The organism is Salinibacterium sp. SWN167 (assembly GCF_015864665.1).
In the GTDB taxonomy this organism is placed as follows: domain Bacteria; phylum Actinomycetota; class Actinomycetes; order Actinomycetales; family Microbacteriaceae; genus Rhodoglobus.
Map to the genome: position 1 here is coordinate 460512 of NZ_JADYWU010000002.1, position 14222 is coordinate 474733.

Annotated in this window: 14 protein-coding genes; 7 read left to right on the forward strand and 7 right to left on the reverse strand. The window is 61.3% G+C overall.

Translation table 11 applies throughout. The features are described 5' to 3' along the window. Window positions 1-22 precede the first annotated feature (22 nt). From I6E60_RS12100 to xseA, 4 genes are read right to left on the reverse strand one after another with little or no spacing between them, the layout of a single operon-like run. Window positions 23-664 (reverse strand): carbonic anhydrase, encoded by a 642-nt coding sequence (locus I6E60_RS12100; RefSeq protein WP_197180547.1) that lies wholly within the window; start codon window positions 662-664, stop codon window positions 23-25. Beyond that, a complete protein-coding gene (locus I6E60_RS12105) occupies window positions 661-1308 on the reverse strand; it encodes a DUF4245 domain-containing protein (RefSeq protein ID WP_197125625.1) in 648 nt (215 codons plus the stop codon). Before I6E60_RS12105 ends, I6E60_RS12100 begins: the two co-directional genes overlap by 4 nt. Then, window positions 1308-1556 carry an exodeoxyribonuclease VII small subunit gene (locus I6E60_RS12110; RefSeq protein ID WP_197180549.1) on the reverse strand — a complete coding sequence of 83 codons (249 nt, stop codon included), beginning with the start codon at window positions 1554-1556 and terminating at the stop codon, window positions 1308-1310. Before I6E60_RS12110 ends, I6E60_RS12105 begins: the two co-directional genes overlap by 1 nt. Before the next feature lie 19 nt (window positions 1557-1575). Further along, complete coding sequence (xseA, locus tag I6E60_RS12115; protein ID WP_197180551.1) at window positions 1576-2796, reverse strand: exodeoxyribonuclease VII large subunit; 1221 nt, start codon at window positions 2794-2796, stop codon at window positions 1576-1578. A gap of 135 nt (window positions 2797-2931) precedes the next feature. Between xseA and I6E60_RS12120 the strand changes: the two genes are divergently transcribed. Together I6E60_RS12120 and I6E60_RS12125 are read left to right on the forward strand one after the other, a co-directional pair. Continuing rightward, entirely contained in the window at window positions 2932-3978 is a 1047-nt protein-coding gene (locus I6E60_RS12120) for a 4-hydroxy-3-methylbut-2-enyl diphosphate reductase (protein WP_197158055.1), read from the forward strand. A gap of 5 nt (window positions 3979-3983) precedes the next feature. After that, window positions 3984-4571: a DUF6264 family protein gene (locus tag I6E60_RS12125; protein WP_197180553.1), complete on the forward strand. Its 588-nt coding sequence runs from the start codon at window positions 3984-3986 to the stop codon at window positions 4569-4571. A 67-nt stretch (window positions 4572-4638) separates the two neighbouring features. Here I6E60_RS12125 and fbaA read toward each other — a convergent pair whose 3' ends face one another. After that, a complete protein-coding gene (gene fbaA, locus I6E60_RS12130; protein WP_197157733.1) occupies window positions 4639-5664 on the reverse strand; it encodes a class II fructose-bisphosphate aldolase in 1026 nt (341 codons plus the stop codon). Window positions 5665-5887: 223 nt separating this feature from the next. On the opposite strand from fbaA, the gene glpX reads away from it, so the two are divergent. Continuing rightward, window positions 5888-6877: a class II fructose-bisphosphatase gene (gene glpX, locus I6E60_RS12135; protein WP_197125616.1), complete on the forward strand. Its 990-nt coding sequence runs from the start codon at window positions 5888-5890 to the stop codon at window positions 6875-6877. Window positions 6878-6929: 52 nt separating this feature from the next. On the opposite strand, the gene rmuC is transcribed toward glpX, so the two are convergent. Further along, the gene (rmuC, locus tag I6E60_RS12140) at window positions 6930-8324 is read right to left on the reverse strand and encodes a DNA recombination protein RmuC (protein WP_307841837.1); all 1395 of its coding nucleotides are present in this window, start codon (window positions 8322-8324) and stop codon (window positions 6930-6932) included. On the opposite strand from rmuC, the gene I6E60_RS12145 reads away from it, so the two are divergent. The 3 genes from I6E60_RS12145 to ychF all read left to right on the forward strand — a co-directional run bounded on the left by I6E60_RS12145 (window position 8323) and on the right by ychF (window position 11999). Further along, entirely contained in the window at window positions 8323-9243 is a 921-nt protein-coding gene (locus tag I6E60_RS12145) for a LysR family transcriptional regulator (RefSeq protein ID WP_197180555.1), read from the forward strand. The genes rmuC and I6E60_RS12145 overlap by 2 nt on opposite strands. Window positions 9244-9352: 109 nt before the next feature. Then, entirely contained in the window at window positions 9353-10849 is a 1497-nt protein-coding gene (locus I6E60_RS12150; RefSeq protein WP_197180557.1) for a CoA-acylating methylmalonate-semialdehyde dehydrogenase, read from the forward strand. Between the two features lie 73 nt (window positions 10850-10922). Continuing rightward, complete coding sequence (gene ychF / locus I6E60_RS12155) at window positions 10923-11999, forward strand: redox-regulated ATPase YchF (RefSeq protein ID WP_197180559.1); 1077 nt, start codon at window positions 10923-10925, stop codon at window positions 11997-11999. Window positions 12000-12011: 12 nt separating this feature from the next. Here ychF and I6E60_RS12160 read toward each other — a convergent pair whose 3' ends face one another. Beyond that, the gene (locus I6E60_RS12160) at window positions 12012-12851 is read right to left on the reverse strand and encodes a hypothetical protein (RefSeq protein ID WP_197180561.1); all 840 of its coding nucleotides are present in this window, start codon (window positions 12849-12851) and stop codon (window positions 12012-12014) included. A 469-nt stretch (window positions 12852-13320) separates the two neighbouring features. On the opposite strand from I6E60_RS12160, the gene I6E60_RS12165 reads away from it, so the two are divergent. Continuing rightward, a complete protein-coding gene (locus tag I6E60_RS12165) occupies window positions 13321-14067 on the forward strand; it encodes a hypothetical protein (RefSeq protein WP_197180563.1) in 747 nt (248 codons plus the stop codon). Window positions 14068-14222 lie beyond the last annotated feature (155 nt).

Consider the following 14222-nt stretch of genomic DNA (forward strand, 5'->3'; position numbering starts at 1 on the left):
GGGTGAGACGTGGTGGAGGGCGCTAAACCGTGCCGATAACGAGGTCGGGGACAGCCCGACCCTCAAGCAAACGGTAGTTCGCGCCTACTACTGCAAGGGTACCTGCGGCGACCGCATCACTGATGAGTTCTGACGCATTCATGAGTTCAAGAATGGTGGCGCGCAAATGAATGCGTCCAACGTCGTAGGCGTTGATCTCATCAATCGTTACCGTGCCTGATTCGCTGCCCGCAACGCGACGAACGGCGGGCACAATTTTTGAAATCAACGATTGGATGTGCGGGGGCAGCGCGGGAGCATCCGCTGTCTGGGATTCGATAGCAGCAGCAACAGCACCGCACTCGTCGTGGCCGAGAACGAGAATCAGCGGCACGTTGAGCACGCTCACCGCATATTCGAGGGAGCCCACGACGGAGCTGGAGATGACCTGACCCGCGTTTCGAACGACGAAGAGATCTCCGAGGCCTTTGTCGAAAATGATTTCAGCCGCGAGGCGGGAGTCGCTGCAGCCGAACAGCGCGGCGTGCGGGGCTTGAGCATTGGCCAGTTCGGTGCGACGTTCGACATCTTGACGGGGATGCGCCGGTGCGCCAGCAACGAATCGTTCATTGCCGCGCGACATTTCGTTCCAGACCTGGGCAGGTGTTTTGGTGGGATTCGTCATGGTGTCTCCACATCGGCGGCGATGGACGCCGCAAGTAGTTCAAACTCGGAATCTGCGGCGGTTCCATGCAAAACAACAGTGCTGCCCGCGAGCTCCGCCGAGAGCGCGTAGGCATAGTTTCCGGTGTCGGAATCAGAGCGGCGATCGTAAACCGTCCATTCGATGCCGTCGATCACGATCGTGCCGGTAGCGAGCGCGCCATCCGTCACGATTCCGACCCAGGTGGGGTTCGCTTCGATGCCCTGTTCAAGCGCGATGAACTGTGCCCCCGAAGTGTCAGTGGATGGCGTAACGAGTCCGATGTACCAGGTCTGCACCGATGATGTGGTTCCCAATCGCGCCGAGTTGGCGTACCAGGACTCCGGCAGGGAGGGAGCAAGAAGTGGTTCGCTCGCATCGGTCTGGGCATCTGCGGCGATCGTCTGGTAATCGGCGACCACAGGGGTTTCTTCGCTAGGGCGAACAACAACAAGCACAAGAAACAACACGACAACGAGGGATGCCACAGTGGCGCCGACCAAATTGAGGAGCGTCTGGTTGGCGCGGTGCTTGCGCGAGTTCTCTGCCTTGCGCGCGAAAGTCTCTTCGGGAGTTTCGGGGCGACCCAGCTCGGCGACGATGCGCGGTTCGGTGCTCTTAGCCATTAGTGGTCGGCGCTCGCGTCAGCAGCGCCATCAGCAGTGCCGCCGCTGCGGGCAGCATCGAGGCGGGCGCGGGCGCCGATAAGCCACTCTTCGCAACGCTGGGCGAGAGCTTCGCCGCGTTCCCAGAACGCCAACGATTGTTCGAGTGTTGCCGAGCCCTGCTCGAGCTCGTTGACTACAGCAATGAGCTCATCCCGAGCCTCTTCATAACTGAGCTCACTGACGGGGGTTTCGTTGGGGGTAGCCACGATGTAATTCTACTGTTCTCTAGTTGTCAGACGGCTGGCCGGTGACGGTGGTGGAAATCTTGCCGTCGGCAACGGTGAGCAGGAGCTCGGTGCCGTCGGGGGCATCAGAAGTGGAACGCACGGCAGTGCCATCTGGCAGCTGCGCGATGGCATAGCCGCGCTGCAGCGTGCGTTGAGGGGAGAGAGCTCGCAATTGGCCCGTCAGCTCGGTGACCCCGGCGTGCGCTTTCTCAATCGCGCGCTCCACCAGCTCGTTGCTGCGCGAGACGTAACGCGAAAGCTCATCGGCGTGCGTGTCGACAAGCGACACCGGGTTCGCTAGCACCGGGCGGGTGCGGAGCGCTTCTAAACGATCGCCCTCATAACTGAGCCGCTGGGTGATGCGCAGCCGCATGCCGGAGCGTGCCTGCTGCACTCGACTCAACTCTTCAGCGACATCCGGAACGACACGCTTTGCCGCATCGGTGGGGGTGGATGCCCGCAAATCAGCAACCTCGTCAAGCAGCGGTCGATCGTTCTCGTGCCCAATCGCCGACACCAGCGGAGTAACGCAGGCCGCTGCGGTTCGCACTAAGGATTCATCGCTGAACACGAGCAGGTTCTGAAAATCGCCACCACCGCGGGCGACGATGATGACATCGACCTCGGGATCGGCGTCCAATTCTCGGATGCCCTGCGAAACCTCAGAGACGGCGCGCTCACCCTGCACTGCGGCGTGGGCCGTACGGAACTTCACGGCGGGCCAGCGCAACTGAGCGTTGCGAATGACATCCTTTTCAGCGTCGCTGTCTTTCGCCGTGACAAGCCCGATGCAGTTCGGCAAGAAGGGGAGGGGCTTTTTGTGCTCGAAGAGACCCTCGGCGCGCAATTTCTGGCGCAGCAGTTCAAGTTTCTCGAGTAAATCGCCGAGCCCGACGTGGCGCATCTCGAGCACCTGCATCGTGAGGGTGCCACCCTTGACCCAGTAGTTGGGTTTGACGAGCGCGACAACGCGATCGCCCTGCTTGAGATCGGTGGGCAGTTTGGTGCGCACCGACGACCAAATGGTGAACGAGATGGTGGCATCCACTTCAAGGTCTTTGAGCTTGCCGTAGATGTTGCCGCCCGAACCACCCCACTGGGTAATTTCGCCTTCGACCCACGCTGTGCCGAGCCGCTCGATCCAACCGCGGATCTTCTGCGACAACACCGACACTGGCCACGGAGTATCGACGGTGGGCGGTGCCTCTGTGATCGTCACCTAGCCTCCTCAAGCTTCTGATTACAGGGTAGAGGATGCCGCTGATACTGCTCTCCGTTCGGCGTTCGTGCAGCGGTGTTCGGTAGAATCATCCAAGTGAGCACCATTTCTAACGGAAGCGCCCAAGCGCTAGCGATGCCCCCGATGCCCGCACGCCGAGAGCAATTGAAAAATTTGCCGGTCGCAGGCGCAAAACGCGTCGTCTTGGCGGCCCCGCGTGGCTATTGCGCGGGAGTCGACCGCGCTGTCATTGCTGTCGAAAAGGCGCTCGCTAACTACGGCGCTCCGGTCTATGTCCGCAAGCAGATCGTTCACAACATTCATGTTGTAACAACACTCGAAGCACAGGGAGCGATCTTTGTGGATGAGGTCGACGAGATCCCCGAGGGATCAACCGTTGTCTTTTCGGCCCACGGTGTCTCGCCGGCTGTCGTTAAGGGAGCCTCCGATCGCGAGCTGCACGCGATCGACGCCACCTGCCCCCTCGTTACCAAAGTTCACCGCGAAGCGACTCGCTTCGCCCGCGACAACTACCAAATCTTGCTCATCGGCCACGATGGCCACGAAGAGGTTGAAGGCACGATGGGACACGCGCCCGAGCGCACCATCCTCGTCAACAGCCCCGCCGATGTGCCCAACATCGTGGTGGAAAACACCGACAACCTCGTCTGGCTTTCGCAGACCACATTGAGCGTCGACGAAACGATGGAGACGGTTCGCCTGCTGCGCGAACGTTTCCCCACTCTGCAAGACCCGCCGAGCGACGACATTTGTTACGCCACGCAGAACCGTCAGGTTGCCATCAAGAAGGTCGCCGAAGACGCTGAACTCGTGATTGTGGTTGGCAGCGCCAACAGCTCCAACACGGTCCGCCTTGTGGATGTCGCTCTTGAGTACGGCGCCAAGGCTGCATACCGGGTCGATTACGCGAGCGAAATCAAGCAAGAGTGGCTCGACGGTGTCGCCACTGTTGGCGTCACGAGCGGAGCATCCGTTCCCGAAGTTTTGGTTCAAGAAGTGCTGGCTGACCTCGCAGAAGCAGGCTACGGCGATGTCTCCACCGTCGTCACCGCCGAGGAAGACCTCATGTTTTCGCTGCCCAAAGAACTGCGCACCGACGCTGCAGGCAACCCCGATGAGCGCGGCCTCGGTGGCCGCAATCGCAAACTTGATTGGCAATAGAGTTCATGACTGACCCGCGCCCACGCCCCCAATACGGCGAGTATGCACCGTTGCCTCCTGCAGCACCCGAAGGCACGAGTGAGGAGCCTTCGGTCGAATCACCGGCTGGTCCGGGCGCGATGTTGCCGCCGATCATGCCCGATTCTTCGCTGAACGCGCAGTATCAGCGCGGTGCAGCGGCCGGTCTTACCGGTCACGGCACATCCACCGCAGCCCCCGAGCGCAAATATCGCCTGTGGGACGTCTTTCTCACCGCAACCCTGTTGCTCTTTGGCGTCGTGGACATCATCAACACGTTCGGCACGGTGGCGAACCTTGGCCCAGTATTGCGGGAGGGCCTCGCCGCTCAGGGCATGGGCGACTTCACGTCAGACGCCCTCGCGAGCGACGCCGGAGGCGTAGCCAACATCGTTCGCGTAGCCGCCCTCGTGCTCACGATTATCTTCGCGTTGCTGCAGATTCAGCGCAAACGAATCGCCTTCTGGATTCCCCTCATCGGGGCGAGCATCGCCGGGATAGCGCTCATGGTCGCGATCTTCGTCGCCGTGCTCAGCGATCCCGGGTTCATTGCTTACGTCGAGAGCCTGCAGTAATCGCATCAGCTGCCGTTAACGACAAATAGGGGCTGCCCCGAAGGCCAGCCCCTATTCGTTGAGAGCGTTACTTGCTGGAGAATCCAGCCGAACCGAGCTGCTTCGTTGCTTCGACAACACGCAGTGCGAGAGCGGATTCTGCGGCCTTGCCCCAAGCACGGGGGTCGTAAACCTTCTTGTTTCCGACTTCGCCGTCAACCTTGAGGAAGCCGTCGTAGTTGCGCAGCACGCTGTCAGCGACGGAGCGGCTGTAGGCGTACTGGGTGTCGGTGTCGATGTTCATCTTGATGACACCGTTGGCGACAGCGGTCGCGATTTCTTCATCTGTCGATCCCGATCCACCGTGGAACACGAGGTCGAGGGGGTTGGCGCCAGTGCCGTACTTCGCGGCGATGCCGGCCTGAATCTCGCCGAGCAGTTCGGGGCGGAGTTTCACATTGCCGGGCTTGTACACACCGTGCACGTTGCCGAACGTGAGGGCTGCGATGTAGCGGCCCTGCTCGCCGAGGCCGAGGGCGTCGACGGTAGCGATGACGTCATCCAGCGTCGTGTAGAGGCTGTCGTTGATGTCGTGGCTGACACCATCTTCTTCTCCGCCGACAACGCCGATCTCAACTTCGAGAATCGAGTTGATGGCCTTCATGCGAGGCAGGATCTCTTTGGCGATCTCAAGGTTCTCGGCAAGAGGAACAGCCGAGCCGTCCCACATGTGCGACTGGAAGATCGGGTTGCGGCCGGCCTTGACCTCAGCTTCGGATGCCGCAATGAGCGGGTAGACGAAGTCATCGAGAGCGTTCTTGGGGCAGTGATCGGTGTGTAGTGCAACGGTGACCGGGTAGTTCTTGGCAACCTCGGTGACAAACGCGGCGAAAGCGAGAGCTCCGGAAGCGCGAGCCTTGACCGACTGGCCAGCGAAGTAATCTGCGCCACCGGTCGTGACCTGAATGATGCCGTCGGAACCAGCGTCGCTGAGTCCCTGAAGCACACCGTTGATGGTGGACGACGACGATACGTTGATGGCGGGGTAGGCGAAGGAGTTCTTCTTCGCCTTGTCGAGCATTTCTGCGTACTGATCTGGGGTTGCGACGGGCATTGTTGTCTCTCCTCGTACGGTACCGATTACCGCTCTGGTCCGGCTCGCCTCGATTCTAGCCACCCCTTCTGGGCGGCGCGAACTGTTGCAGGGCGCGATGTCTCATGAGGTAACCGACAACGTTTGATCAGCGTCGAGTTCGCTCCGCTCCGTTAGACTGACTAAGCGCTGACCACCACCGGCGCGTCCCCAGTCGACCAATTTCAACGAAGGATGCCTCTAGGTGAGTACAGAAACCGGCACGCTATTCCTCCATCCCGATCGCAACCTCGCTCTTGAGCTTGTGCGGGCAACCGAAGCGGCGGCGATTCGCGCCGTTCCCTTCATTGGTAAGGGCGACAAGCTTGGCGCTGATGGTGCCGCGGTTGATGCCATGCGCAAGTTCTTGGGCACCGTCGACTTCGACGGCCTCGTCGTTATCGGTGAGGGCGAAAAAGACAACGCCCCCATGCTCTTCAACGGTGAGCACGTGGGCACCGGTCGTGGGCCCGCCTGCGACATCGCGGTTGACCCGATTGACGGCACCTCGCTGACGGCGGCCGGGCGACAGAACGCTATCTCGATGATTGCGGTGTCTGACCGCGGCACGATGCTCGACGCCTCCTCTGTCTTCTATATGGACAAGATCGTCACGGGTGCTGAAGGTATCGGCATCATCGATATCCACCGTCCCATCGGCGACAACATTCGTGCTCTGGCGAAGGCCAAGGGCAAGCGTCCCGAAGACATTGTGGTTGCAGTGCTCGACCGTCCCCGTCACGCTCAACTCATTGACGACATCCGCGAAGCTGGTGCGGGTACACGTCTCATGCTCGACGGTGACGTTGCTGGCGGAATCAACGCCGCGCTGTACGGCACACGCATTGACATGTGTGTCGGCATCGGCGGCAGCCCTGAAGGTGTTGCCACGGCGTGTGCCATCAAGGCACTCGGCGGCGAAATCCAGACGATCTTGTACCCGCAAACTGACGACGAACGTCAGCGCGGAATGGATGCCGGGCTCAAGTTCGATCACGTTTACACGGCCAACGAGATGGTTTCCAGCGATAACACGTTCTTTGTTGCGACCGGCGTCACGGATGGCGGGCTCGTGAAGGGTGTGCGCCGCTACGGACCCATCATCCGCACCGAGTCGATCGTCTTGCGCTCACACTCGGGAACGATTCGCCGCATTTCGGCTGATCACCTCGCCGAGAAGTGGCTCGACCACTAAAGACAGCCCTCAGCTGGCGCGTTCTCCGTCTCGGAGAGCGCGCCAGTTCTCGTTAACGGCCGTCGCTGTCGGTGGGCAGTTCGAGCTCTAATTCGGCCGCCGTGATGTGTTTCGGCGTGCCCTCGACCAGCTGAGTTTCGCCGATGACTTTCGACTCGTCGAGAGCATTGAGCTTGCGGGCGGTAACGAGCACGCGGCTTTCGAGCGAGTTCGCGAACTGGTTGTAACTGTTCACGGTGGTGTCGATCGAGCGACGCAGTTTGTCGGCGTGCTCGGCAAGTGTGGCGAGGCGCTGGTAGAGCTCCTTGCTGAGATCAAACAGGGTCTTCGCCTGGTCGGTGAGCACGTCTTGCTGCCAGGAGAACGCCACCGTCTTCAACACTGACCACAGGGTCACGGGGGAGGCGAGGGCGACGCGCTTGTTGAAGGCGTAATCCATGATCGACGGGTCAGCCTCCATCGCCGACGAGACGAGCGATTCACTCGGGATGAACGCAATGACGAGCTCGGGGGAGGCATCGAGGCCGGCCCAGTAGGCCTTGCTCGCGAGGGTGTCGATGTGGCCGCGCATGACCTTGACGTGCTGTTTGATGAGCGCTTCGCGACGGGCGCCTTCTTCTCCTGTCGCGGTGACGGAGATTTGGCTCGCCTCCAAGAAAGCGGTGAACGGCACCTTGGCGTCGACCGCGATGTTCTTGCCGCCGGGAAGGTGCACGACCATGTCAGGGCGGCCGGCACCGGCATCCGAGTTGATGCTCGATTGCAGGTCGAAGTCGACCCGTTCGATGAGTCCAGCGGCTTGCACGACGTTGCGCAGCTGGGTCTCGCCCCAGACGCCACGCGTGGAGTTGTTGCGCAGGGCCGATGCCAAAGATTCGGCTGTGCTGCGCAAACGTTCTTCGGATTCGGTGGCCGACTTGAGCTGCTGGCTCAGTTCGCCGTGCTGCAAGCTGCGCTGCGACTCCAACTCGGTGACCTTGTTCTGCATCGTGCGTAGCGTCTCTTGCACCGGGGTGAGCGCCTGCAGAACCTTAGATTCGCGGCGCTCGCGCTCAACGAGCGCTGCCGCCTCATCACGCTGACGATCGAGGGTCTCGCGGTACTGCACTTGCAGTGACGCCACTTGCTCGCTCAGCGCTTCAGACCGTGCTGTGATGGATGCCAGCTCCGCTGCCAGCCGAGACTGCTGTTCGCGCTCGGCGGCAGTCACATTCGCGATCGCCGCCTGATGGCGAGCCTCCAGCACTTCGGGGTCAACGCGGCCCGTTAGCGCGGTCGCGCGAACACGGGCAATGAGCAGGCCAATCACGACGCCGAGGACGGCGCCCACGAGTAGACCAACGATGAGGGCGACGAGGGGATCCATTCCGCCAGTGTGCCAGCCGGCGACGACATTGCGGGATGCCCTGCGGCAGTTGTCCCGAAGCGCCCCTAGGGTTGAGGGCATGGCCAGCGACTCCGTGCATCCGCTCGATGTGAGCACCGACGATCTGCGCTACCTCATTGCCGTAGCGCGGGCGGGCCGAATGGTCTCGGCGGCCACCCTGCTCGGCGTCGATCACACGACAGTGCGTCGCCGCATCGACCGGCTCGAAGCTGCCCTCGGCGTGCGCCTGCTCGACCGCGGCGCCGATGGCTGGGAACTCACCGCCATCGGCCGCGAAGTCGCTACCCGCGCCGCCGGTCTCGAAAACATTGTCGAGAACGTCGTCGGGGCAACCAGCGGGGGAGCCGACGAAGTGCGCGGCACCGTGCGCATCGTCGCGCCCGATGGATTCGGGGCCACCTTTGTGACGGCAGCGCTCGCGGCAGTGCAGGCGGAGCATCCGGCCATCACGGTCGAACTGGTGACCTCTACCCGCCCCCTCAGCCTGCGTGGTGCTGGCTTCGACCTGGCGATCACTATCGGCACCACCGCGACCTCCCGCCTCGCGTCCGAACCACTCGCCGCCTACGCTCTGCGCCTCTACGCCTCGCCCGGCTACGTGGCCTCGCATCCGCCGATTCTTTCCGTTGCCGACCTCGACAGCCATCCGCTGGTCTTTTATGTGGATGCCCTGCTCACGGTTCGCGAGCTCGACCTCGCCCCGGTACTCGGCGGCATGCGCGTCGGATTCGGTTCGACGAGTGTGTTTGCGCAACTCGAGGCCACGCGCCAGGGAGCGGGCGTTGGGCTGCTGCACGCCTTCATGGCGGAGCCCGAGCCGGGCCTAGTTGCGGTGCTGCCCGATGAGGTCAGTTTCCGCTTGGAGTTCGCGCTTTCGGTGCGTAAAGAGGCCGCGGATGTCGAGGCCGTTCAGCTGGTGCGAGCGGCATTGCATCGCGAGGTTGCGCGTCGCGGCTCAGAGCTATTGCCCTTCAACTAGCGCCTCATGCCACCGTGTGCGTTTCTGCAGATTGCTCGTGCACTAATAGGCCTTGATTGCAGATCCAATGGGTTGCAGACTGGGCACACCTCCGAACGAAAGTAGGCCCATGTACTCCACGATTCCGCACTGGATCAACGGCTCCGCTACCGAGGGCGATTCGCCCAACCGTGGCGACGTCTTCAACCCCGCAACGGGCGCTGTCGCTCGCACCGTTCCTCTCGCATCCGTCGCTGACGTCAACGCTGGTGTTGCCGCTGCCAAGGCTGCCTTCCCCGCCTGGGGCACCACGTCGCTCGCTAAGCGCACCGCCGTGATGTTCGCTTTCCGTGAGCTGTTCAACGCTCGCAAGGATGAGCTCGCTGCCATCATCACCGCCGAGCACGGCAAGGTTCTTTCGGATGCTGCTGGCGAGATCGCTCGTGGCCTCGAAGTTCTCGACTTCGCCTGCGGTATCGCTCAACTCAGCAAGGGCGAGTACAGCGAGAACGTCTCGACCGGTGTTGACGTGTACTCGTTGCAGCAGCCGCTCGGTGTTGTCTCGATCATCAGCCCCTTCAACTTCCCGGCCATGGTGCCGATGTGGTTCTTCCCGATGGCGGTCGCCGCCGGTAACACTGTTGTGTTGAAGCCCAGCGAGAAGGACCCGTCTGCATCGCTCTGGATGGCAGAACTCTTCACCGAGGCCGGCCTTCCCGATGGTGTCTTCAACGTGGTTCACGGTGACAAGGTCGCCGTTGACACTCTTCTTGAGCACCCGGATGTTGCCAGCGTCTCGTTCGTTGGTTCCACCCCGATCGCTAAGTACATCTACGAAACCGCTGCTCACCACGGCAAGCGCGTCCAGGCTCTCGGTGGCGCCAAGAACCACATGCTGGTGCTTCCGGATGCCGACCTCGACCTCGTTGCTGACTCTGCCGTCAACGCTGGTTTCGGTTCCGCTGGCGAGCGTTGCATGGCCGTCTCGGTTGTCGTTGCTGTTGAGCCTGTTGCTGACGAACTCATTGCCAAGGTCAGCGAGCGCATGGCGACGCTGCGTACCGGTGACGGCACGCGCGGCTGTGACATGGGCCCGCTCATCACGGCCCAGCACCGCGACAAGGTTGCCAGCTACATCGAGATTGCGAAGACCGACGGCGCGACGGTTGTTGTTGACGGTCGCGGCATCGAGATCGATGGCGACGCTAACGGCTTCTGGCTCGGCCCGACGCTCATCGACAACGTCTCCACCGACTCCGACGTCTACAAGCACGAGATCTTTGGACCGGTGCTGAGCGTCATTCGCGTCGCCACCTACGAAGAGGGTCTCGAACTGATCAACTCCTCGCAGTACGGAAACGGCACCGCGATCTTCACGAACGATGGGGGAGCGGCTCGTCGCTTCCAGCGCGAAGTTGAGGTCGGCATGGTCGGCATCAACGTTCCGATCCCCGTTCCGGTGGCGTACTTCTCCTTCGGCGGGTGGAAAGACTCCGCGTTCGGTGACACGAAGGCCTATGGCCCCGATGCCATCCGCTTCTTCACGCGTCAGAAGGCTGTCACCAGCCGCTGGCTCGACCCCAGCCACGGTGGAATCAACCTCGGCTTCCCGCAAAACGACGCCTAATAGGTAGTTCGCTTTACCCTCGCGATGGCGGTCCCGTTCCTCGGGGCCGCCATCGCCGGTAGGATTGACTCCCGTGGCTCTCACTATTGCAATCGTTGGACTCCCGAATGTCGGCAAGTCCACCCTCTTCAACGCTCTGACCAAGAACTCGGTGCTCGCCGCGAACTATCCGTTCGCGACCATCGAACCTAACGTGGGCATCGTCAACCTGCCCGACCCGCGCCTTAAGGTGCTGGCCGGAATCTTCGGCAGTGAGCGCATCCTGCCCGCTCCGGTCTCCTTCGTTGACATCGCCGGCATTGTGCAGGGCGCCAGCGAGGGCGAAGGCCTGGGCAACAAGTTCTTGGCGAACATCCGCGAGGCTGACGCCATCGCTCAGGTCGTGCGCGGCTTTAGCGACCCGGATGTTATTCACGTCGACGGCAAGGTTGATGCGGCATCCGACATGGAGACCATCAACACCGAGCTGATTCTCGCCGACCTGCAGACGCTCGAAAAGGCTGTTGCTCGGTATGAGAAGGAACTCAAGACCAAGCGCGTTGAGCCCGCCGTTCTCGAGGCCGCGCTCGCTGCGCAGGCGTTCCTCAACGAGGGCAAGCCCCTCTCCGAGGCCACCAAGATTGAACTGGAGCTGATTCAGGAACTCGGTCTGCTCACCTCCAAGCCGTTCATTTACGTTTTCAACGTGGATGAAGCGGTGCTGGGTAACTCAGACAAGCTCGCCGAATTGGCGGCTCTGGTTGCCCCCGCGAAGGCCATCTTCCTCGATGCCAAGTTGGAGGCCGAACTCATCGACCTCGACGAAGAAGACGCCGCAGAGCTTCTCGCGAGCACCGGTCAAGAAGAGAGCGGTCTCGACCAGCTCGCCCGCATCGGCTTCGACACTCTCGGTCTGCAGACGTACCTCACGGCTGGTCCGAAAGAGACTCGCGCTTGGACCATCCCGAAGGGCGCCAAGGCGCCTCAGGCTGCCGGCGTCATCCACACTGACTTCGAAAAGGGCTTCATCAAGGCTGAGGTCATCGGCTTCGACGACCTCGTCGAGACCGGCTCCATCGCGGAGGCTCGCTCCAAGGGCAAGGCTCGCGTTGAGGGCAAGGAATACGTCATGCAGGATGGCGACGTGGTGGAGTTCCGCTTCAACAACTAGTGATGTGTGCCGCTACACAAGTGGCCATGTTCTCCTGTTGCGGAGATATTTGTCAGCAACGCGAAGCGTTGCCAGCCGCTCGTAGTGCCCGAGGAAGAACTCTGAACCGGGAGTGTATCCAGCCTGTCGCGTGAGGTCAGCGAATAGCTCCGCGAGCCACCGAGCGTGCAAGAGCGAATAAAATCGGCTCCACTTCTGGGTGATCTCGCGTTCGTGGGTCATTAGGCTTGCCCGGGATATGTCAGTTACTACTGAACCGTCCTCGTGAAAGTGGAGGGCTGTACCCACCTGCCCGAGGATTTGGCCTACAGCGCTTGAATCCTGAACGGCGCGTTGCTCACGTTTGGTCCCGTGGAAGTGCTCTACCAGGATGGGCTCACAGACGTTTTTCCACCAAGTTCTGGTCGGCTCGTAAGGCGACTGCTGTCCTAGTAGGGACGCGTGGTTTGCATAGCGGCCACGGCTCGCTGCCGAGAAGTCATCGAGGCTGACTACCACTTGCGCCGCGATGGCGTGAGTTGGTCGTATGTAGTGAGGGGTGATGCCCCTGCTGAGCTGAACTGCTTCCGCTTCATCAAGGATCCGCGAGATCGAGTGCCCTTTGGCTCGCAGGTCTTTATCGCTGAGCGGATGACCGTGAGCGAGGAGACTGTCCGACGTCAGAATCAGCTTCCCGAGTCGTTCCAATCCGTTGGCAAAACCAAACTGAGCCGTGGCATACCTGCCGTGACTCGTATAGTCGGCTCGGCCGATTTCGTTTGCACCCGAGCAGATGAGTTGCGTCGCAAGATCCGTTTCGCGGGCAAGCGCCTGCCACATCGGGTTGGCAAAAGGCGTAGCGAGTCCTAGCATGATCCTCATTCTAGGTCAACCAAGTCGGGTGCCTTAAGGAATTTACCTAGGCGCAACTCGGCGCGAGAGCGTTTATGCTTGACGACTTTTTGACCACCCAAAGCCCGGTGGCGATCCCCGGCGAGATCGACCCCACGGCGACCCTAGGAATCTCGCGGCAACGTCCGACTCGATCAACGATCTCTCGGGAGGACAGAACACAGTGACTCCTGCGAATCCGGCCGAGGCGTCGGAAAATGCCTAACAATGACGTAGACGGTTGGAGTCCGCTTCAACGTGTAGCTCCATCAGCGCCACGTCTAGTGCGCGTGAGTCGAATTCCGATAATTTTGGTGCCCCTCCAAGGTGATGAAGTGATTCTCACGGTGGAGTTGATCCCTGCGGTAGGGACCAGCGCCGCGGCTGCCAACTTACGACGTGAGGCGGAACGCCGCGCAGTCACTTGAAGCGTGATTGCTACGATCGAACAATGCTGAGCTTCCCGTGGTTCGTTGTCGACGACGAAGGTTTCCCGACGGGGGAGTTCGACAGGGACCGCCTCGAAATGCTTCGGTGTGCCCCGCTGCCAGATCAACGCGACCTCGATGCGGCGCTTACCCTCCTCGACGCGATCGGCGAATGGGTCGAGGGTTGGGAGGACGGGACATCCGATGAAGGTCGACGACTGACGGAAGATGCGCTCAGGACGCTCCAGATCGTCTGCGCCCGTGTCGGCCTCGATATTGACGTGACTTCGAATCTTGACGTCAGCGGGGGGCGGCGCAGATCGTACGAGGTTTGGGACATGCTTCGGCCTGCCCACGACGCGCTGCTCGCTTACGAGCGTTACGAGCTTGCACGGCAGCTGGAAGATACCGGGTGGCCTGCGATCAGGGTGGAAATCGAGGAGCTACGTCGCGCGTGGCGGCAAGCAAATACCCCGCAGGGGTACAGCAGCGTTGGCAACCATGCTGTGCGAGTCTTGGAGACTCTGAGCGATGCCGTCGGGGCTCAAGGTATCCCCATAAATCAGACAAAGAATCGTCTACTTGGGTTCCTCGATGAGCGTGCGGGAGGCTCGGCAAACGGTGATCTCAAGAAGGTAGTGCAGCACGCATTCGACCTCGCGCACGGCGTGAAGCATGATCGTGATCCTGACAGATTGAAAGCGGGATCTGCGGCTTCGGCAGCAATAATGATCGTCAGCATGCTTTGGAGTGCGCACGAACAAAGGTGAGACGGCCAGCGGGGCGGTTGACGCCGTCGGCGCAGACCGTTCCACACCAATCTCCTTGTCGAGCCGCCCTAATACCTATCGCTGACGCAACGTGGTGGAGTTCCGCTTCAACAACTAGGCGGCGCTAAGCTGCGGACGGAGAGGTTCGCAGGTGC